Source organism: Marinilabilia rubra, assembly GCF_003121985.1.
GTDB lineage: Bacteria > Bacteroidota > Bacteroidia > Bacteroidales > Marinilabiliaceae > Marinilabilia > Marinilabilia rubra.
The window spans coordinates 321092-341335 of sequence record NZ_QEWP01000004.1; the positions used below are offsets into that span (position 1 = coordinate 321092).

Annotated in this window: 16 protein-coding genes; 4 read left to right on the top strand and 12 right to left on the bottom strand. The window is 40.7% G+C overall.

Translation table 11 applies throughout. From position 1 onward, the window contains the following. Positions 1–187: 187 nt before the first annotated feature. Positions 188–1444, bottom strand: coding sequence for a hypothetical protein (locus DDZ16_RS07585; protein WP_109263829.1), 1257 nt, complete (start codon positions 1442–1444; stop codon positions 188–190). A 250-nt stretch (positions 1445–1694) separates the two neighbouring features. Here DDZ16_RS07585 and DDZ16_RS07590 point away from each other — a divergent pair, with 250 nt between their 5' ends. Beyond that, the gene (locus tag DDZ16_RS07590) at positions 1695–3275 is read left to right on the top strand and encodes a calcineurin-like phosphoesterase C-terminal domain-containing protein (RefSeq protein WP_109263830.1); all 1581 of its coding nucleotides are present in this window, start codon (positions 1695–1697) and stop codon (positions 3273–3275) included. 18 nt (positions 3276–3293) lie between these two features. Here the strand turns inward: DDZ16_RS07590 and DDZ16_RS07595 are convergent, their stop codons facing one another. The 3 genes from DDZ16_RS07595 to DDZ16_RS07605 form a co-directional block, all read right to left on the bottom strand. After that, complete coding sequence (locus DDZ16_RS07595) at positions 3294–4553, bottom strand: hypothetical protein (RefSeq protein WP_146192210.1); 1260 nt, start codon at positions 4551–4553, stop codon at positions 3294–3296. 234 nt (positions 4554–4787) lie between these two features. Then, positions 4788–5573, bottom strand: a complete 786-nt coding sequence (locus DDZ16_RS07600; protein ID WP_109263832.1) for an ion transporter — start codon at positions 5571–5573, stop codon at positions 4788–4790. A gap of 581 nt (positions 5574–6154) precedes the next feature. Then, positions 6155–6478 carry a winged helix-turn-helix transcriptional regulator gene (locus tag DDZ16_RS07605; protein WP_109263866.1) on the bottom strand — a complete coding sequence of 108 codons (324 nt, stop codon included), beginning with the start codon at positions 6476–6478 and terminating at the stop codon, positions 6155–6157. Between the two features lie 133 nt (positions 6479–6611). On the opposite strand from DDZ16_RS07605, the gene DDZ16_RS07610 reads away from it, so the two are divergent. Continuing rightward, positions 6612–7610: a YhdH/YhfP family quinone oxidoreductase gene (locus DDZ16_RS07610; RefSeq protein WP_109263833.1), complete on the top strand. Its 999-nt coding sequence runs from the start codon at positions 6612–6614 to the stop codon at positions 7608–7610. Between the two features lie 273 nt (positions 7611–7883). Here the strand turns inward: DDZ16_RS07610 and DDZ16_RS07615 are convergent, their stop codons facing one another. The 4 genes from DDZ16_RS07615 to DDZ16_RS07630 all read right to left on the bottom strand — a co-directional run bounded on the left by DDZ16_RS07615 (position 7884) and on the right by DDZ16_RS07630 (position 12694). Further along, positions 7884–9077, bottom strand: coding sequence for a pyridoxal phosphate-dependent aminotransferase (locus tag DDZ16_RS07615; RefSeq protein WP_109263834.1), 1194 nt, complete (start codon positions 9075–9077; stop codon positions 7884–7886). A 58-nt stretch (positions 9078–9135) separates the two neighbouring features. Next, positions 9136–10089: an L-threonylcarbamoyladenylate synthase gene (locus DDZ16_RS07620; RefSeq protein WP_109263835.1), complete on the bottom strand. Its 954-nt coding sequence runs from the start codon at positions 10087–10089 to the stop codon at positions 9136–9138. Between the two features lie 219 nt (positions 10090–10308). Next, positions 10309–10776 (bottom strand): 5-(carboxyamino)imidazole ribonucleotide mutase, encoded by a 468-nt coding sequence (purE, locus tag DDZ16_RS07625; RefSeq protein ID WP_109263836.1) that lies wholly within the window; start codon positions 10774–10776, stop codon positions 10309–10311. Next, positions 10769–12694: a DUF4914 family protein gene (locus DDZ16_RS07630; RefSeq protein WP_109263837.1), complete on the bottom strand. Its 1926-nt coding sequence runs from the start codon at positions 12692–12694 to the stop codon at positions 10769–10771. Before DDZ16_RS07630 ends, purE begins: the two co-directional genes overlap by 8 nt. 423 nt (positions 12695–13117) lie before the next feature. Between DDZ16_RS07630 and DDZ16_RS07635 the strand changes: the two genes are divergently transcribed. Then, the gene (locus DDZ16_RS07635; RefSeq protein ID WP_109263838.1) at positions 13118–13672 is read left to right on the top strand and encodes a helix-turn-helix domain-containing protein; all 555 of its coding nucleotides are present in this window, start codon (positions 13118–13120) and stop codon (positions 13670–13672) included. Between the two features lie 17 nt (positions 13673–13689). Here the strand turns inward: DDZ16_RS07635 and DDZ16_RS07640 are convergent, their stop codons facing one another. From DDZ16_RS07640 to DDZ16_RS07655, 4 genes are all read right to left on the bottom strand, one after another. Then, a complete protein-coding gene (locus DDZ16_RS07640; protein ID WP_109263839.1) occupies positions 13690–14817 on the bottom strand; it encodes a lipid II:glycine glycyltransferase FemX in 1128 nt (375 codons plus the stop codon). Positions 14818–14917: 100 nt separating this feature from the next. After that, on the bottom strand, positions 14918–16363 hold the full coding sequence (locus DDZ16_RS07645; RefSeq protein WP_109263840.1) for a TrkH family potassium uptake protein: 1446 nt from the start codon (positions 16361–16363) through the stop codon (positions 14918–14920). Positions 16364–16437: 74 nt separating this feature from the next. Further along, on the bottom strand, positions 16438–17322 hold the full coding sequence (locus tag DDZ16_RS07650; RefSeq protein ID WP_109263841.1) for an endonuclease/exonuclease/phosphatase family protein: 885 nt from the start codon (positions 17320–17322) through the stop codon (positions 16438–16440). Positions 17323–17501: 179 nt separating this feature from the next. Further along, positions 17502–18857: a methyltransferase RsmF C-terminal domain-like protein gene (locus DDZ16_RS07655; protein ID WP_109263842.1), complete on the bottom strand. Its 1356-nt coding sequence runs from the start codon at positions 18855–18857 to the stop codon at positions 17502–17504. Between the two features lie 106 nt (positions 18858–18963). Between DDZ16_RS07655 and DDZ16_RS07660 the strand changes: the two genes are divergently transcribed. After that, a complete protein-coding gene (locus DDZ16_RS07660; RefSeq protein WP_232526588.1) occupies positions 18964–19629 on the top strand; it encodes a DUF2459 domain-containing protein in 666 nt (221 codons plus the stop codon). Positions 19630–20244: the final 615 nt, after the last annotated feature.

Below are 20244 nucleotides of genomic sequence, written 5' to 3' on the forward strand. Positions count from 1 at the left end.
TTGCAGCGGGCACTTATTTTTGAAACCAAAAAAGTATGAGTTAGTTTGACTAATAATCTATGGACTTAATTTTTAGGCTGTGACGTAAAGAAAAATCATCACCAACATTTGCGCGGAATATAAAATTCTCCACACCCGGAAGAATCATGAATTATCAGGTTAAGAAAAGCCATGTCAGACACTTTCATCAAGCAAATTCCAGGAAATCCATCCATTCTTTTTCCTGAACAACTTCCGCTTTCCGGCCGCGTTCAAGAAAAGCCATTAACTCATCAAAAGGGTTGGCCAACAGTTTATCCCGGGAATGGCCAAACTCTCTGAGTTTAAAAAGATCCTGTAAACCGGCTTGAGAAAATAATTCTTTCAAATGAGGATATTCCTTCTCTTTCAGTCCCATAAAAGTACTGTACCTGTCAATTCTCCAGTATGAAACATCGTATTTTCCCAGTCCTGTTAACTCTTTTAACTTATCTCCTTCAGGAGTAGAACTATGAGTTAAAAACAAAAACGACCGGATTAAAAGCTTTTCATCCAATATTGTTGCAGCAAAATAACCCACCTTAATATCAAAAACCTCAAAAGGAATTAACAGGTAATCTTTATAAGACTGGATCCCTTTAAGTTTAATTGTATTCCAAAAAATCCAATAATTCAGAAGAATATCATTAAAATAATCAAGTCTTTCCTTTATACGATGAAGGGCATGTGACTGAATAAAAACTTCAATTTCCTGCTTTTCTCCCTTGTAATGATCCTTTACCTGGTCTCTGCTGATGTTCACCCACTCTAATTGCCCTCCCAAACTTCCATAGCCCAAACGATAGGCAGGACGATATATTCCCCCTAGTGTAAAACCATACTCTCTTGCAGGATAAGCTGAAACCGACAAATAGAAAACCAGTTTTGGGGCCCCGTTTTCTACAATATCGCAATTAAATTCAAATGAGTAGTATTTTTTCGAAGGATTGCTGGAAAATGCCATTAAATTAAAACAACACTCCAACCAAAAATTACAATAATCTTTATAGATCAACTCTTCAATTTCTTTGATCACCTTTTCCAGGGCAGGATCCTTTTCTGATTTCTTAGATTGGGAAATTCCTTCCCATCTGAACAAACTACATAATTTACCAATTTGCATTAAAGTAAGTCTTGCACCTCCCACAGGAAATTTTCTACGACGGTAATATCTCTTTAATATTCGTCCCAGGGTCCTCACCTCAATGGGCTGAATAAAATCATTGCCTCTGACAGGGTTTTTCATACATATGCCCGTTTCGTACATTAAACGCAGGTTTTCACGGGACAGATTGAAATGCTCTTCAGGGAGCTTCAACAAATCCATTGCTTCCAACAATTCAGAAACAAAAACTTTGAAGGAGCCATTGGAAGATGAATTTAAATTTTTCTTTTTATTAGTTTTTCTTTTTCCGGACTTACTCATGATTGGTTAGGTTTAAAGTTAGAAGTCAAAAAAACTTTTAAACTGTTACCTCAAATGTATTAAATAATTTATTAACCTTTAAATAATGCAGAAATTATTACAAAACAAATAAGAGATCATTTTTGAACCATACCCTCCTCCTGCCGAAAAAAACAAAACATTAGCACCCCGTTAAAACCTCGAAGCATAAATATTTGTTATCATTGACAAGAACAAAATCATTCTCCAATCTTTGATAAATTCATACAAAATGAAGCAATACATTTTACTCCCGGTCCTTCTTATTGCAGGTGCTTTTATGATTAACACATCTGCCCAGAGCACAGCAAAAGGAACAGTTTATGAAGACCTTAATGGTAATCAGAAAAAAGAAAGAGAAGAAAAGGGCATTGCCGGGGTTTCCATATCCAATGGCAAAGAGGTGGTTCTGACAAATACACAGGGCCGTTATGAATTACCCGTTGATAAAGATAACATCATTTTCGTTATAAAACCCTCGGGCTATAATTTACCCCTAAACGAGAATAATCTTCCTCAATTTTTTCATTATCACAAACCACAGGGGTCACCCGAATTAAAATACGACGGGGTGGCCCCCACCGGAAAACTCCCCAAATCAATAGATTTCGGACTTATCCCCTCCGCACCGGTTAATAATTTTACCATGCTTACTTTTGGCGATCCCCAACCATACACCAAACAACAAGTGGATTATTTTTACCGGGGCATTGTAAAAGAGGTTGAAGGCATACAAAACGTAGCCTTTGGACTAAGTCTGGGAGATCTTGTAGGCGATCATCTGGAACTATTTAACCCATATATTGATGCCATAAAAGAGGTAGGCATCCCCTGGTTCAATGTTATGGGAAACCACGACATGAATTTTGATGTAAAGGCAGATTCACTCTCAGATGAAACCTACGAAAAGCACTTTGGTCCTGCTAATTACTCCTTCAATCACGGGAAAGTTCATTTCATTATTCTTGACAATATACTTTACCCCGATCCTCGTGATGGACGTGGTTACTGGGGTGGATTTCGGAAGGATCAATTGGAATTTGTTAAAAATGATCTGAAATATGTTCCCAAAGATCATCTGGTTGTTTTAGCATTTCATATTCCTCTGAGCGAAGGAATGTTTGGAGATTCTTTTAACGATGAAGACCGTGAGAAGCTATTTAACCTTCTGGAGGAATATCCACACACCTTGTCACTCTCGGCTCATACCCACACACAAAATCAGGATTTCTTTGACAAGAAACAGGGATGGCAACAGGAACAACCACACCACGAATACAATGTAGGAACCACTTCGGGCGACTGGTACAGTGGTAAACTCAATGAAGAGGGCGTTCCTGTCTCAACCATGCGTGACGGAACGCCCAGAGGCTATGCTTATATCACTTTCAATGGAGCCGATTACAAAATAAAATATAAAGTTGCCGATCAACCGGTGGATTATCAGATGGAAATATTTGCACCAAAGGTCGTTGCTCATAATGAGCGCACTTCTGTCAGAATTGTGACCAACTTCTTTATGGGAAGCGAAAATGATTCATTATTTGTCCGCATTGACAAGGGAGAATGGAGAAAAATGCGATACATCAATACCTATGATCCCTCCTACCTGCATCTATTGCATGAATGGGATTATGCAGATGAGTTAATGCCGGGGCGTCGTCCCAGTAATCCAAGCGAAAGTACACATTTATGGATGGCTCCCATCAAAACCAATCTTGATCCCGGCATGCATACAATTGAAGTAAAAGCCCACGATCAGTTTGGACAAATTCACACCGGTACAAAGACTTACAGAATTGCCACCCGTTGATCCACAGATTAAAAAAAATCAGAAACGGGTATTAACCACATTAGAGAAACTTGATCCAAAGCGATAGGCCACACCCACAGTTGTATAAACCTGATAACTGGTGGCCTGGGCTCTGGATTGAAGCAATATCTCTTCCAGGGAGGCTTCCTCTGCGGGAATGGTTAATAAGTCATTTACCAAATCAAGGTTGCCTCCAAAACTGAGAGACAATCCTTTTACCAGACGAAGATTGAAACGCGAAAAGAACTCCAGTCTATTGGCATCAAAGTCATGAAAATAGTGAGATCCCTCTAACCCTGCTCTTACTGATCCCCAGGGCTGCTCAAAATTAAAAGAAAGATCCAAAGACTGTTGTAGTAAGGTTTCGTCGTCTTCTCCGAAAATGGTGGTTTCCATATAGTAATTTCGGGCCATTCCCATACGGTAAACTAATGTAATGGCACGTTCTGTGGCCTCACTGTAAGGGAAAAAACTATACTCTATCCCGGGACTGGTTTCAAAATTAAAGTCCATATTGTGAAAGGTACTTGAGAGCATGTTCACAAACAAACCGGCAGACCAATGTTCTCCGAGACTATGTATCATAAACCCATGAAAGCCATGTCGATAATTTTCATTCTCCACTGTTTCATCATCGTTTTCAAAAGAGCTGGTATTGATGTTAAAATACGGGCGGATACGAATTTTCCATTTATCAGAAATTTTATCAGCATAAAAGCCCCATCGTGAATTAAATCTTGATTTGGTGGACTCCTCGTAATAATTGGCGCCACCATATATTTCAAACACCCAATTCCGCCACGGATCCTCCATCTCTGTTGCAGGAGCTGTTGCAAAATCTTCGCTTATGTTGACAGTTATCTGATCATTCAGGCTGGTATTGGCAATGTATGGGGCCAATCCCAGTTTGATTCTCTCAAGCAATCCGCGTCGGGTTTGATCCTCCGAATTGGTACCTGGAGCCCAAAAGGTTATTTCATTATTCATTCCCTCAAAATCCTGACGTCCAATAAATGAAATAACATAATTGCTTCCGGCCGAACCGCTATGATGCCTTGTAATTTTGACGTGCACCTGAGATAACTGCCGGTCGCGGACATAATTAACTATACCGATGGATTCCCGAATAAACCGGTTATGATAAGGAAAATCAAGAAAAACGGTTATCAAATCATCTCTTTTCAAACAGGGTTTTTCATTTCCTCCGGCCTTTAAAGGATTAGTTAAAAAAATACTGAATAATATAGCAACCAGAAAAATGCGTTCTAAAGTATTCATGAGATAAGTGGATTTTTTTATTTCCTGTGTATATAAGAAACCTCTCTCAACACCAGTTCCCATTCCGGAGTTGCAACCTAACCTTCAAGACTTTATGACTTAAGCCTCCGAATCAATGAAATGAATAGGGCCCCTGAATATTCATCTTTGGTGAGAAATTTTCTTCCAGTACAATAGACCGCTAGAATGAGCCATGGTTTAAGCAGTACGCCTTACTTTTATAAGAAAACCACATCAAATTTTTTCTCCACATTTGTTGCAGTATCGGGCGTCATCAGGATTGGGATTTCCACATTTTAAGCAACCGGTACTCTCCTTACGGTTTTTGCTCATTTCAGAAGTGACGATACCTGTGGGAACAGCAATGATGGCATAACCGATGATCATAACAACAGATGAGATAAACTTCCCAAGAGAGGTTTGAGGGACTAAATCGCCATACCCTACTGTAGTAATGGTAATAATGGCCCAGTAAATACTTTCGGGAATACTGTCAAACCCGTCTCCCCTTCCTTCTACCACATACATAAGGGTACCCAGCAATAATACAAGAATCAGAATGGAAGTAAAAAAGATGGTGATTTTATACATACTTGAACGCAGAGCAACCGACAGGGCCTTGGCCTCAGAAGTAAAACGAGCCAGTTTCATAACCCTGAAAACCCGCAGGAACCTCAAAAAACGAATAACAAACAGAAACTGGGCCCCGGGATAAAACAAACTGACATAAAGAGGAATGGCGGCCAAAAAATCAATTACACCCCAAAAACTGAAAATGTAATTTGATGGTTTGGGACTGATATAAATCCGCAATATGTACTCGAAAGTAAATAACAATGTAAAAAACCACTCAACACCTTCAAAAAGGGCCCCATGTCGCTCATTCAACGATTCAACACTTTCCAGAAGAACAGTAAGTATACTAATGAGTATTGCCCACAATAAAGCCTGGTCAAAGAAACGGCCAGCCCGGGTATTGGTATAGAAAACTATGATGTATAATTTCTTTTTGAGACTCATATGATGGATTTTTTCTGAAATTACAAGAAAAATTAGAATCCTACTTATTCAAAAGCAATAACATGCTTTTTATCCCCTTCCTCTTTACCCCATGCTCTATGCCATTGGCCCTTACACCATCCCACCATTTTACCTCAAACCGTGGAGCGGTGACCCAAAGGCCCCCCTATACACCCACCAACCTAAAGCCGGGGAGCGACGATAGAGCGGTAATACAAAACTAAAGAGTGTAACCCATAAATAACCGCGGAGTGGTGACGAATGACAAAATCCCTATACCTTTTCAGGCGCAGCTCCGCAGCTTGGGCAACCATACCGATTTCTTTCATCTACCACTCTTGTGCCCCTCTGCGGCTTAGGGGAGTTGGTAAATTTAAAACAACGCAAGACAACTGCCTCTCCTTATAGGTATGGCGGATTCCGATCCGTCATTTCGTGCGGCGAATCGGCCTCAGCTCTGCCACATTCTTCAGAAAGAATCCGCCATACCTAAGGAGCCCCCTTTGCTGACAGCTGTTTAAAAAATCGCAATTTTGGGCACTCCCCTGTAAATCCTTATATGGTTTATCCACCTATTATCTCTACCCCTCTGCCTCAATCCTATTCTCAAATAACATCCCTCCTTTATACATCCCTTTCAGCACAGGATGAATTTCATGGCCCAGCGGAGTAAGACTGTACTGCACCCGAGGTGGAACTTCCGGAAATACAGTTCTGTTTATCAGTCCATCCTCCTCCAGTTCTTTCAGCTGTTTGGTAAGCATTCGTTCACTGATATCAGGCATCAGCTTTGTTAATTCGTTGTACCGCTTTTTCCCTTGAAAGAGGTGCAAAATAATGGTACCTTTTCTTTTCCCTTTTATGACGTTGATAAATGTATCGATGGGGCAATAACTTTTTTTCATTTTTTTCTCCTTGGTGATGTATTGAAAACGTTCATACCGGAAATAAATGTTCGTTTGCAAACAAATTGTAAGTTGTTGTCTGTTAGAATATTTTCACAGATATTTGTTACAAAAATAACCAAAAGCTATAACAATGACCGACAAACCAGAAACATTTAATGCATTTCGTGTACGTGAGAATGAGGGCAATTTCGAAACATCCATTGAAGAAATGCCTTTCGCACCAATAAATGAAGATGAAATTTTAGTGAGAGTCCACTACAGCTCTCTTAATTACAAGGATGCCCTTTCTGCCACAGGCAACAAAGGGGTCACACGGAAGTTCCCCCATACACCCGGAATAGATGCTGTAGGTATAGTTGAGGCATCGCACAGTGATTCGTTTTCGCACGGAGATGAAGTAATTGTAACCAGCTACGATCTGGGAATGAATACCGATGGCGGATTTGGTGAGTACATCCAGGTTCCGGCGGGATGGGCTGTAAAACTTCCGAAATCTCTTTCGATGAAAGAAGCCATGATTTATGGAACTGCCGGATTGACGGCAGGGATGTCGGTGTTGCGCCTAACAGAATTGGTAAAACCTGAAGAGGGTAAAATAGTTGTTTCCGGTGCAACCGGGGGAGTAGGCTCTCTGAGCGTTGCAATTTTGAGTAAACTGGGCTATAACGTAAGCGCAATCACCGGGAAGGAATCTGAAAAAGATTATCTGTTAAGTCTGGGCGCCAGTGACATTGTTCTGCGCAACGAAATTGAAAACATGGACCAGAAACCATTGTTAAAGCCTGCTTATGCCGGTGCCATTGACACTGTTGGCGGAACCATTCTGGAAAACATCCTCAAAACCACCAAATCTACGGGGGCTGTCACCTGCTGCGGCAATGTAGCATCGCCAAAAATTCAGTTAACGGTATTTCCTTTTATTTTGCGCGGAATTACTTTAATAGGTATCGATTCTCAGAATTACCCGATGAAATATCGAAGCGAGGTATGGAATAAACTGGCCGATGAATGGAAGCCAGCGCATTTATCAGAAACCTTTGAGGAAATAAGGCCTGACCAATTGCAGGAAAAAATAGATTTGATGCTTAAGGGGCAGCTAAAAAGAAGAGTGGTTGTGAAGATGAAGTAAACCGCAGAGCAGAGACACTGTGGAAATCCCAATGCCATGGTTGTACTAGAAATAGCGGAGCGGCGACAGGAAGGATAGCATCCGTGTACTTTTTTCGGTCGCAGCTCCGCAGCTTAGTTTACATATAGAATCAATTTTCTACCGATCTTTCGCCGCTCTGCGGCTTAGGCAGGTTAATGATGGAGGAAAAGCCCCCCGCATAAAGGCATAAAAAAAGCCGGGCCTGCTGAAATTTATCAACAGACCCGGTTTTAATTTATATTGTAATGCATTTTATTTGAGCTTAGCAAAAGCATCCTTTATTCGTTCCATCGCTTTCTTCAGCAAGTCTTCACTTGTGGCATAAGACAAACGAATGCAGTTTTTATTACCAAAAGCTGAACCAGATACAGTTGCCACATGCCCCTCCTCCAGAAGATAGGCACTTACATCTGCAGAGTTTTGAATCATATTACCGTTAAAACTTTTTCCGAAAACATCTGATACATCCGGAAACAGATAAAAAGCTCCCTGAGGTTTATTGATCTTAAGGCCAGGAATATCACCTGCCATATCAAGTACCAGATCGCGGCGCTTTTTAAAAGCTTTAACCATCTCCTTTGTCTCATCCATGGAACCGGTAATAGCTGCAAAGGCAGCCTTTTGAGAAATAATATTGGTTCCGGAAGTATACTGTCCCTGAAGTCTGGCACAAGCTTTGGCAATCCACTCAGGACCTGCAATATACCCAACACGCCAGCCGGTCATTGAGAATCCTTTAGACATTCCATTGACCAATATTACACGGTCTTTTATTTCCGAAAATTCGGCAATGGAGTGATGATCACCTTCATAGATAATGAATTCATATATTTCATCTGAGATGATAAAAACATCAGGGTACTTCTTCAAGACATCAGCTAAATCTTTTAGCTCCTCAAATGAATAAACACTTCCTGTTGGATTGCTGGGGCTATTCAATATAACCATTTTGGTTTTATCGGTAATCACAGCCTCCAACTGATTGCCGGTAATTTTAAAATCCTGGTCAATACCGGCATCCACATAAACAGATTCTCCGCCTGCCAATTGAACCATAGCAGGATAGCTCACCCAATATGGGGTAGGGATGATGACTTCATCGCCCTCATCAATAAGGCTGTAAATAACGTTGGCCAGAGATTGCTTTCCCCCTGTCGAAACCACAACATTGTTAGCGCTATAACCAAGCTTATTCTTGTCCGTTAGCTTACGGGCAATGGCCTCCCTTAATTCGGGAATCCCGGGTACCGGTGGGTATTTTGTGAAATTGTCTTCAATTGCTTGCTGAGCAGCTTTCTTAATATGAGAAGGTGTGGAGAAATCCGGCTCTCCCAGACTCAAGTCAATCACATCCACACCCTTTTCACGTAATTCACGACTGCGTTGAGACATAGCAATAGTCTCTGAAGCCGGTAAGCTGCTTAATCGATTTGATAGTTTATCCATAGTTTTTTGTGTAGGTTTCTGTTTTAATGGTTAATTCTTATCTTTCCTCCTTATCAATTCAAGTATTCCGATATCTGTAGGCTGCTTTTCTCATTCGATCCATAATGGCAATGCCAATACCTTCTTCGGGAACCGGGTCAGCCACAATGAATTCCACATCAGAGGATTCCATATTGTGAAGGGCACTAAAAAGATTTATGGCTGCTTCCTCCATACGTTGATCGACCGATAAATATTCGACCTTACTAAATTTTGAAGCATATTCAGGTTGCCCCCATGCAATCAGTCCGGCATTGGAAAGATCTGTTTCTTTAAGGTCAATCTCTCCTATAAAAAGAGGTTTTTGAGGACTGTAATGTGATTTGATCAAACCCGGTGAATGCAATTTATGTTCCTCATCCGACATTTTTGATTCAGGGATAACTTCTCTAATCTGATCGCTACTTATTGCTCCGGGCCGAAGCATCACAAAACCATCCTCATGAAGCCGGATAACACTCGATTCAATACCAACAGTTGTCTGACCACCGTCAATAATATAAGGTACTTCGGTCAACTGGTTAGCAACATGCCATGCCTTAGTAGGACTAATTCTACCAAATTTATTGGCACTTGGTGCTGCTATTGGAGTTTTAGCTTCTGCAATCAACTGCAAAGCAAGAGGATGATCGGGCATCCGGATGCCAACGGTATTTAATCCGGAGGTTACAATATCCGGCACCCGTTCGTTCTTTTCCACAACAATAGTAAGCGGTCCGGGCCAGAAGTGTTCAGCCAAAAGTCTGATCCTTTCGTCCCATTGCCTGCATAAACTTTTCGTTTGATTCAGATGAGCCACATGAACAATCAGCGGATCAAAAGCAGGCCGTTCCTTGGCTTCAAAAATTTTGGCAACTGCAGATGGATTTAATGCATCCGCTCCCAAGCCATAAACCGTTTCGGTTGGAAAAGCCACCAATTCCCCACTCTGAATCAATTGCGCTGCATGGGTTATATCATTCCCGATCTGCATACTTCCTTAATTATGTTTACCGTTAAATCAGTCTGCAAATATCTCATTTTTTCTCTTCGAATGAAAACCCATTGGGGGCCTTTCCACCAAAAGGGTCAAAACCAAGAAAATCCATGAGGTGATCCGGAAATCAGACTAACCGAAACAATCACCTCATGGATAATTAATTAGAATTTGCTTTTAAGGTCTTCTCACTTACCCTAAAAAAACCCTGAATCATTAAGTTAAAGAGGCGTTGTCCTCTTTAAGCTTTTGTCGTTGTTTTTCCTGAAACTCCACAACTTTCTTCTGAACTTTCTCATTGGAAATACCCAGAATCTTTGCAGCGGCCAGAGCAGCATTGGTCGGACTTAAGATCACCAGTGGTGCCACGCCCGAAGGCATCCGCAAACTAGAGTAAATATCCGCTCCACCAAAAGAGCTGCTCGAAGGAGGACAAGCAATTACCGGACAATGTGTCTGAGCATCGCTGAAGCCACTCAATGCGTTACTCATACCAGCAATGGTAATAAATACCGGATTGTTTTTTTCTTCCTCCTTAATAATGTTGTAGCATTCCAAAGGAACCTTATGAGCTGAAGCAACTTTCAATTCCGATTCGACATCAAAATTCTTCAGACCATCCGAAATCTTTTGGGCCCAATCCAAATCGGCTTTGGAACCCATTATAATTATAACCTTACTCATGATCTTCTATTGTATTAAAGGAATATCCATACTCAAAACTCATTGGTACAATTTCGTTGTACTCTTCCACAGTTGCATCGTTCAAACAAGCTTCAATAATTCTACGGCCGGTTGGATGCAAGTCCGGAGTCAAATATTGCTGAAGTTCTTCTTTGAAGAAACTCTTCAACATTTCAGCACCGGCATCATATCCCTCAACTCCCACTTCAGCCTGATTGTAAACTTTCAGGAACCTTGAAGGAATTTTGGAACTTTCTATGGTCAGATGGTTTAATTCATATCCCAACAGCGGACAACGGGCCTCCTGATACTGATCATCTCTGAAACGAGCAGCTCCACGACGAGTCAGATACTCACGCATCAACAACTGAGGTTTGAATCCAACTTCCCAGGCTCCAATGTTCTGGTTGGGCACCAAAGTAAAGGTAGTTCTTGGGGTATCAGTAATTTGCTTCAACAACAAGTTGGCATGCGTAACCTTGCGTCCTGTAGCAAATGGCCAGTAGGATCCAACTCCTTCACTCTTCATCTTTCCTGTTCCCACAATACTTGGATTGTTAAGTCCGCGAGGAGCAACCAATCGCCACAACCATGCAATCGCCGGAGGCAGGATATGGAACATACCCACAATTCCAATACTAGGATCTTCCTTTGTACAACGGGTAGTTCTCAATCCAAAGCTTCTAATATCTACGGCTACTTCATTTTCTATAGCACCTTCAACACTTTTTCGTGGCAAAATAACCCTTGGATTTGGACACCTAACACCTGGTTCGTCCTCTATATGATTCCAAATCAAAGCTGTAGCACCTGGTTCAGTATCAATATTCAGGAACAACAAAGGCATAGAAGGATTAATGGTTTTCTCTTCCAAAAACGGATCATCGCCGTATTTATTCACACTGTCTGTACGCACAAACCATGCGTTTTCAGCATCTACAATACGAAGTTTTCCGTCTTCCTTCTGAACATCGGGGTGGCAAAATGCCATGTCGTCAGCTACCGGTGTAAAAGAGCAGAATCTTGGAATAGATATATATCTCTTTTCATCTGTAACGGTGTTTCTGCCAATAAGAACACGCCCGTCGTGCTCACGAACAATATGCTGATGCAACTCACTCTTACCACCACCACTGGCTCCTTCGTGCATAAAAGTAGTAAGGTTATCGTAAGGACTAATGGACTGCACTGCCGAACAGTGTGCTGTGACCCAACCTTCTTTTTCTCCCTGAGTCAGAATAACCCCATATAATCCTTTTTTAGCGCTTGGCCCCGGATAAAGATTGTAGGAATACAACTCATGAACATCATCAGTACGGTTGTGCACTACAACCTGTTTTCCATCGAAGTGGGTGTGTCTGAAAACAGGAGCTACAAAGATGGAGGATTTAATTTCATCTCCGGGCTTCAGGTCTTCCAATGCAACATGCTCCTGCAACATTGCCAGTCCTAAAGCAAAGAACCCCGCATTGGCCGGAGCAATGGCAATTCCAAGAGAACCGATTCCGGCCCGTCCTGCAAAATAGAAGAAAACAGCCAGTTCCTGATCTTTCAACCATTCGAAAGTTTCTTCCTGAATACCGGAAAACTCATAACCAAATTTATCCTTAAAGCGGGTTTTGTCGGTGGGTTTATCATCGGCAATCACCATCGTTCCGGGATCCCGCCGTCTCATGTAGGCTTCAGTATAATTGGCAGAGATACCGTTTTTCACTTTCTGAACAACAGCCTCTACATATTCCCCTTTCCCTGGGACATTATATTTTACTTCATATTCTTTTTCTCCATTGGTAGCGGCTTCAACAAGTTCATCAGTGGTATTGAAGAACTTAACACCCTTACAGTTTTCCAATAAGGATTTCACATTTTCAGGAAGCTTAACACCTTTGGCTTCCACTTTTTTAATCAAGTCGCTCATATAAATAGTTTAATTGGTTTCAGTTGAACTTAAATATCATCTTGAAATGAAATAAAATACAAATCTCTCATTTTTTGCTTCCATTTATTTCAATTCAGGAAAATAATCACGTTCTTTTTACGGAATTGAAACAATTTATTCTTTCAAATTGTTTCTCAATCCGGTTGCAATTATAGAAAAAAAATGTCTTTATAGAAATTTATTTAGTATATTTTAACTACAAGCATTTCATTTTCGATCTCAAACCCATCAAAAAACACCTTTAAAACTCTTTTTACCAATATTTTAACTACTTCAAACCGCACTTTCAAAATCCATTAAATTCCTGTTCAATATTTCAGTATTTGTAAACAATTATGAGAATGACTTTCATTTATATAGAAAATTCATTTAAATTTGTGCCATTGAAAGAATGGATTTCTTATGGAAAAATTAGGTCAAAGAATAAAACAGAGAAGAGATGACTTAGGGCTGTCTTTGAGCAGTTTAAGTAAGATGGCAGGTGTAAGCCTTAGTCTTTTGTCACAAATCGAACACGGAAAAACTTTTCCCTCACTACATACATTAAAGAATATTTCAGTTGCTCTTAACTCATCGGTTGGAACTTTAATTGGGGAGCAGGAAAATCTCTCTCACAATCCACTCATGAATTTTAATGAAAGAAAACTAATTAAACAGACCGAAGCCGGAGCAACCCTCTATATGTTGACTCACTACAGTCCGTCACAAAGCATTGAACCTTATATGGTGCGACTTGAAAAGCAGGGAAACTGTAAAGGATTGGTTGAAGGTTCGCGAAGGGCACAGGAATTTTGCCATGTGCTTAGCGGATCAATTGAAATTGATTTAAGAGGGAAGCCATTTATTCTAAAACAGGGCGACAGCATTATTTTCGACTCGTTTGAGCTTAATTCAATTGCCAATCTTCAAAGCGGCATTACTGACTTTTTATGGATTTTTGCGGCGGATAAGCGTTGAAGGAGCTCCGGCATCTATCAACCCAAATGATAGCCCGCAGCGTTTAATTCAGCCATACGATATTGATCATAAAGTTCTTCATTGAGAGGATAGTCCCAACACCCCTGCCGGTGGACTTTGGTGCCGCCAAATCCTGTTTTGAACCGATATAAGCCATACATGGGGTGATCGGGGTCCGGATTTGGAGAAATTCCAAAAAAATCATATTCTCTGCACCCCATCTCGCGACTTCGTTGTATCGCACCCCATTGAAGTGCATGACTAGCCTGCAAGTTGCGCTGATTTGACGAAGAAGCACCATACAGGTAAGTAGCTCTGTTTCCGGATCGCGCCAGAAACATACCGGCCAGCGGCTCTCCGTCTTTTTCTGCCAAAAGCAAATCTACCTCACCGGGAGACCATGTATCATCGGCACGGGTTTTAAAAACCTGTTCAAAAAACGACATATCATTTGAAGCCAGCTTATTGCGGGAGTAAGTTTCATCGTAAAGCCGAAACCATTTTGGCAGCTCGTCCATTCCTGCCTTCCTAACCTTTACTCCTTTGCGCTGAGACAATCTGATATTGTAGCGGGTTTTGGATTTCATATCCATAAGCAAACTCTCCTCATCTCTGTCAAGATCAAGCATAACGGTATGTGCCGGCAACATATCAGAGGGGGATTTTCGCAACCGAAAATGGCGGGTATCAAAGTTCATCCTCATTTCCTGCACATAGGTATCAGGATCACCGAGCCATGTTCCGTCTTCGCTAAAGAAATCATCTTCTCTTGCCCATGGAGACTCCCAATTAAGATCGTAACGCACAAACAAACATTCATCAGGCAAAAAATCTCTTAATTGCTCAGAGATCTCCTCCAGCCAGTTCCCACGACGCTCCTCATCCGGGAGCTGTTCCGGGCCAAAAGGAACATAAGCCATATACCTGCCGCCACCTATTTCCCGTAAGGTAATCAATACATCCCCCTCACGTTCATCACGCTTCAACTGTCGTCCCGTGGAGTGTTCACTCTTCCCGATTGACAAGTCGAAAGCCCGGATACCCCATCCTTGTTTTTTCTTCAAACGAGCCCAAAAGGCTGTTTGCTGAAGGATGTTGGTAGGTATAATTTTCTTTGTTTCTTTTGGCTCTACATCAACGGTCATATACTCTGAACTAGTTGTTGCTTATTATTATAAATAAAAAAATCAGGCTATTCACCTGATTTTGCGTGCAAAGGAAAGAAAAATAATATGGAATTAAAAATTAGTCTTTCCAGAAATCCAAAGTAAAAAGGACAAAAACAGTTGTCAGTTCCAGGCGACCAAGGATCATGAGAAATGAAAGAATATATTTTCCTCCATCAGGAATCATAAAAAAGTTACTGGTGGGTCCTACCTCTCCAAAAGCAGGCCCCACTGCCCCCATTGACGAAATAACTGACGCCATGGCTGTTACGGCATCTACATTTAAAAATATCATTACAACAGTTCCCAGTAAGGCAGTCATAAAATAAAGCACTATGAAACCAAGAATGTTACTGACCTTTTCATCATCAACCACTTCTCCATTCACTCTTAATACAATCACAGAGTTTGGGTGCAACAGCCTACGAAAATTCACGTAAAAACTTTTAAAGGCAACTACCAAACGTATCACCTTGATTCCACCTCCTGTACTCCCCACGCTGGCACCAACAAAGAACAAAAGAAAAATCATAATCCACCCCTGGGTAGGCCAGAGTAAATAATCATCAGTTATGTACCCTGTGGAGGTTACAATGGACACGACCTGGAAGAATGCATTCCGGAAAGCTTCCTCAATACCGATGTCGAGGTTTCTGATTAAAACAACAGCAATGATTACGCCGGTAACAATAATGATAGACAGATAAGTTTTCAATTCATCATTTCCAGTTACTTTTTTAAACTTCCCTTTGATGGTGAAATAATGTAAGGTAAAATTAATACCTGCAAGCATCATAAAAGCCATAATCACATACTGAATGTATGGTGAATACCCGGCTATGCTGTCGTTCTTTGGTGAAAAACCTCCCGTGGCAATGGTTCCGAAGCTATGACACAAGGAATCAAAGAAATTCATGTCCCCCAACATCAAAAAAACCACCTGAATAAAGGTTAGCCCAACGTAAATACCCCAAAGGCGTTTGGCTGTACTGGCTGTTCGCGGAGTTAGTTTTTCATAAGATATGCCGGTTGCTTCGGACTTAAAGAGGTTGTAACCCCCTACCCTGAGCATAGGCAGAATAGCAACCACCAATACGATAATCCCCATACCGCCAATCCAGTGCGTAAGACTACGCCAGTAGAGAACACTCTTTGGGACCGCTTCAATATCATTGAGAATGGATGCCCCGGTTGTTGTTAACCCCGAAACAGATTCAAAAAAAGCATTCTCGTAACCTTGAATCGATTGGGTAAACATATAAGGCAATGCACTGAATGCAGAAATTACAACCCAGGCAAAAGTAACAGTCAGATAACTCTCTCTGAGTCCTAAACTCGGTTTTAAATTGACGGACGACCCAATATAGAGCCCCATCCCACCTAACAGCGTGATGATGCATGAATAGAAATGTCCCCAAAAGGTTGCTTCATTGTATACTGCAACCCAAATAAAGTTGGTACACATAAACAACCCCAGGATAATCAAAACCCGTCCCAGAATATTCAGTACAAATCGAATGTTCATTACCCACTATTTTTTTAGCGCGGCAAATATAATTCTTATGAGCGATTATTGAGCCGATATTTAGTAATATAAAACTAATTCAGATTAAAAACCGCCACAACCGGACGATGATCAGAAATATAGTTTTCGTAGTCATCAAAACATTGGTCGGGACGAAGCGTAATGGCTTCATCAAAATAATCAAACCATTCATCAGTCATCAATATGTGGTCGATGTGACTTGGCCACCCGGGGTAAGACCAAAAATCCTTATTACCGGTAGCAATGGACATATCGGCAAACTTGTAATTCTCCGAATCATCGGTAAAATTGGCAAACACATCTTCTGTTTGTTTCTCTTCAGCCAATTCGTCATTGTAATCTCCCAAAACAATAACAAAGTCATCCGGATGATTGGTATCCAGATATTCTTTCAGAGCCTGTGATGCCTGATAGCGGCGACCAATATCATCGGCATCGCCCATTGCTTTAAGGTGAAGGTTAATGAGTATGGTTTCAAGTCCGCTCTCACGGTGTCTTATCTTTATGACAAAGGGGGCTCTTGGAAAACGCCACCAATCATCTTCAAACCAAACATCTGTAGCTTCTTCAATAAGTTCAACCTCGGTAGCTTTATATAAATAGCCAAGAGAAATATCAGAGGAAGGATCCGGAGTAAAAACATACTCCCACCCGCTCATTTGATTGGCAAGTCCATTCAACACGCTTTCACTGGAGATTTCCTGAACTGCAATCACATCCGCATTAACATGTTCAATAAGCTCAGCTACGTGCATGATGGTATTCTGTTCTTTTGGAAAATTCTCCATATTGAACGTGACAACTTCAAACGCCCTGTTCTGTTCAAAAGAGGTTACACAGCCAAAATCATCACCAGAAACATCATCTCCGTTAGAATCGTCACAACCCGCACCGGCAAAAAGAATTGCGAATAATAAAACCCGGTATTTTAGTAGCATGTTGATATTTTTTTTGGCAAGACTTGCCGATAAAACAATAAAAGTCAAATAGTAAAATCGCCCCAAACTTATTTAATAAAGATGAATCTCTGACAGTAAACAATGAGATTTTTGGAATAAAGATTTAAGATAATTTATATAAATCTGAAAATCAATTAAAACATCATACAAAAGATTTATTAAATATTCATTCTGATACGCCATTCTTTGGGGTAGAGATTATTGAAACGATTTCCCACATTTTTAACGAAACCAAGCGGTATTCTGTTACATGTAACTAAATAAAAACCTAGAGATTTTCCACTTACACCCGTTATGCTCTCTCCCTTGAGGTACCTCAGAGCCGTTTCTTTGGAAAGTTCTATCTCCGGAAATTGGTCACTTCGCACCCAACTCATTGCCAAACATTGGTCCGGAACAAATCCTTTGCGTCCGGTTACCCCAAGCTTTAACCCCGAGTGAAGAACATTTAAGTGCTTCTTCAAAACTGACAGTGTTTTCTGCGATCTTCCGGGAAATGCATTCCAGACCTGAGCATTTTCCTCAAAAAAGAAATTCTCCGAAGCTTTCACCAAACGCTTAACCCCGGAAGGAACAGATATCTTCTTACCTGATGATTTTGGAGGTTTTACAGGTTTTGATTCTTCTGTTTTCTGTAACAATGCAACAAAAAAGCCTTCCCCTTTTACTTTGTGGGGAAAAAATGCCAATCCATTGCCCTCGCCTACCGAAACAGTAGTTATTCCCCAGGCTTCGGGAACTTCCAGCTTCAAAACCCTGGCTCCTTTTTCATTGATCAACCAATTTAGGATTTCCTCATTTTCGGAAGAATTAAAAGTACAGGTAGAATAAACCAACCACCCTTTCTCTTTTAATGCATGCCAGGAGGCTTTGAGAATTCGTTTCTGACGCTCGGAACAAATCCTGGTATTTTCCACCGACCATTCATTTCGGGCAATATCGCCTTTCCGAAACATGCCTTCCCCGGAACAGGGAGCATCCACCACCATGACATCAAAAATGCCTGGTAATTTCCCGAAGTCGCAAGGATCGGATTGAGTAACCACCACATTGGGGGCTCCCCATTTAATAATATTTTCCTGCAAAATTTTGGCTCTGGACCGTATGACCTCATTAGCCACCAACAAGCCATTTTCATTTAAAAATGAAGCTATTAATGTAGATTTTCCGCCTGGCGCACCACACAAGTCTAAAACAGTTAAGTTATTGCCATCCTCTGATTCAATATGTTTTAAAAGATACCATAGAACCATACTACTGGCTTCCTGGGGATAATAGGTTCCGGCATGAAAAAGCGGATCAAGAGTAAAAACAGGCTTGTGATCCAGATAAAATCCATACTCGCACCAGGGAACCGGTTGATTAGTAACGGAATTGTGTCCAGACTTTCGGGGATTAACTCTTACCGATTTCACAGGTGGTTCGTCCAGGCTATTAATAAAAATCTGATACTCATTGTCCGGAAACCTGTTTTTCATTCTTTCCCGAAATTCTAATGGCAATGACTGCTTCATTATTCTTTTGTAGAATTAAAACTTGCCTGCAAAGAAACAAAAAAGCATTTAGTTAAAATCAGGCTAAGTTTGTAATTTTATATAACAGACTAATAAAGTGATCACAATGCGCCAAAAAACTATTTTAGGTCCTCTTGCAATTGCTTTCTTACTTTCTTGCACTGCTAATATGGGAGCAATCAAGCCCGGAAAAGAAAAAACAGAATATGAGGTTTTGATAGTTCAGCAGGCCTGGCATACAGGACTTATTATCAATGTAGATGATATTCCGGAATCTGTCTGGCCGAAAAAAGACCTATATAAAAAAGATAAATACATAGATGTAAGCTGGGGTGACGAGAAGTTCTACCAGGCAAGCGGTCGCCCGATCTCATTAGCCATAAGGGCAATATTATGGCCAACACAAAGCGTATTGAGAGTTTTTCCTTTCAATGTTGAAGCACAATCAGCTTATGGCCGGAATGCCAGAATAAAATCTATCTCCCTCAGAAAAAAAGAGTTTTTTAGTCTTTGCAGATTTGTCTCTGAAAGCTTTATTCGAAACGATAACGGAAAAATTTGCTTCAGTACAGTCAATGAAAACAATCGCTATTATTTTCTTTCAAAAAAGAAATATCATCTTTTCAGAACCTGCAATACCTGGGTGGCCCTTGCGTTAAAAAAATCAGGCCTGAACATTAGAAGTTGCTGCATCCTGAATGCCAATCAACTTTTCAGACAGCTGAATAAAATTGAAAAAGACCAAACCTGCAATAGATCGTTAGATTTTTAGATATTAGTAGCCCAGCCGCGCGGAAGCCGGAAGCTGGAGGCTGGAAGTTAGAAGCTGGAAACTTTCGAATATAAGAAATTTTGATTCTTTTTGCGGCATATTTAAAAAACTAAGAAAATTATAAAAAACACATTTTAAATGGTTTATGATTTTACTTAGATGCAAGATAATTCGTATCGTGCTGAAATTCTGCACATTAACACAAAAAAGATATTCTTATAATCAATTGATTACGAATCTATTATAAAAGTTCAAGGCTGTAGTCTAGTTTTGCGATGATATTAACAATTAGGTTCTTTCTATAAATTACTTACCTTGTGAATGACACAAATAGGGCTAATCCATCAAGTCCCTGATAAGGGGCGAACTTAAATAACCCCGGGGCAACTGTCCCGGGGTTAAACATGCTCCCGGCACTGGGTCCCTGAAAGGGCATAGCCGTCAGGCTTACAAAGCCTAAGTGCTTGATTTTAAGGTTGGTAAACAGGCGCAACTCACCCCTTTCGGGATGATAGTCGAATTTTCTTCATATATTTGCTGTGATTTATTTAACAATAAAAAGGCCGATCTTGATTGGTGAATCTTAAAGCGATCGGCCTTATTTTACACTGTAAA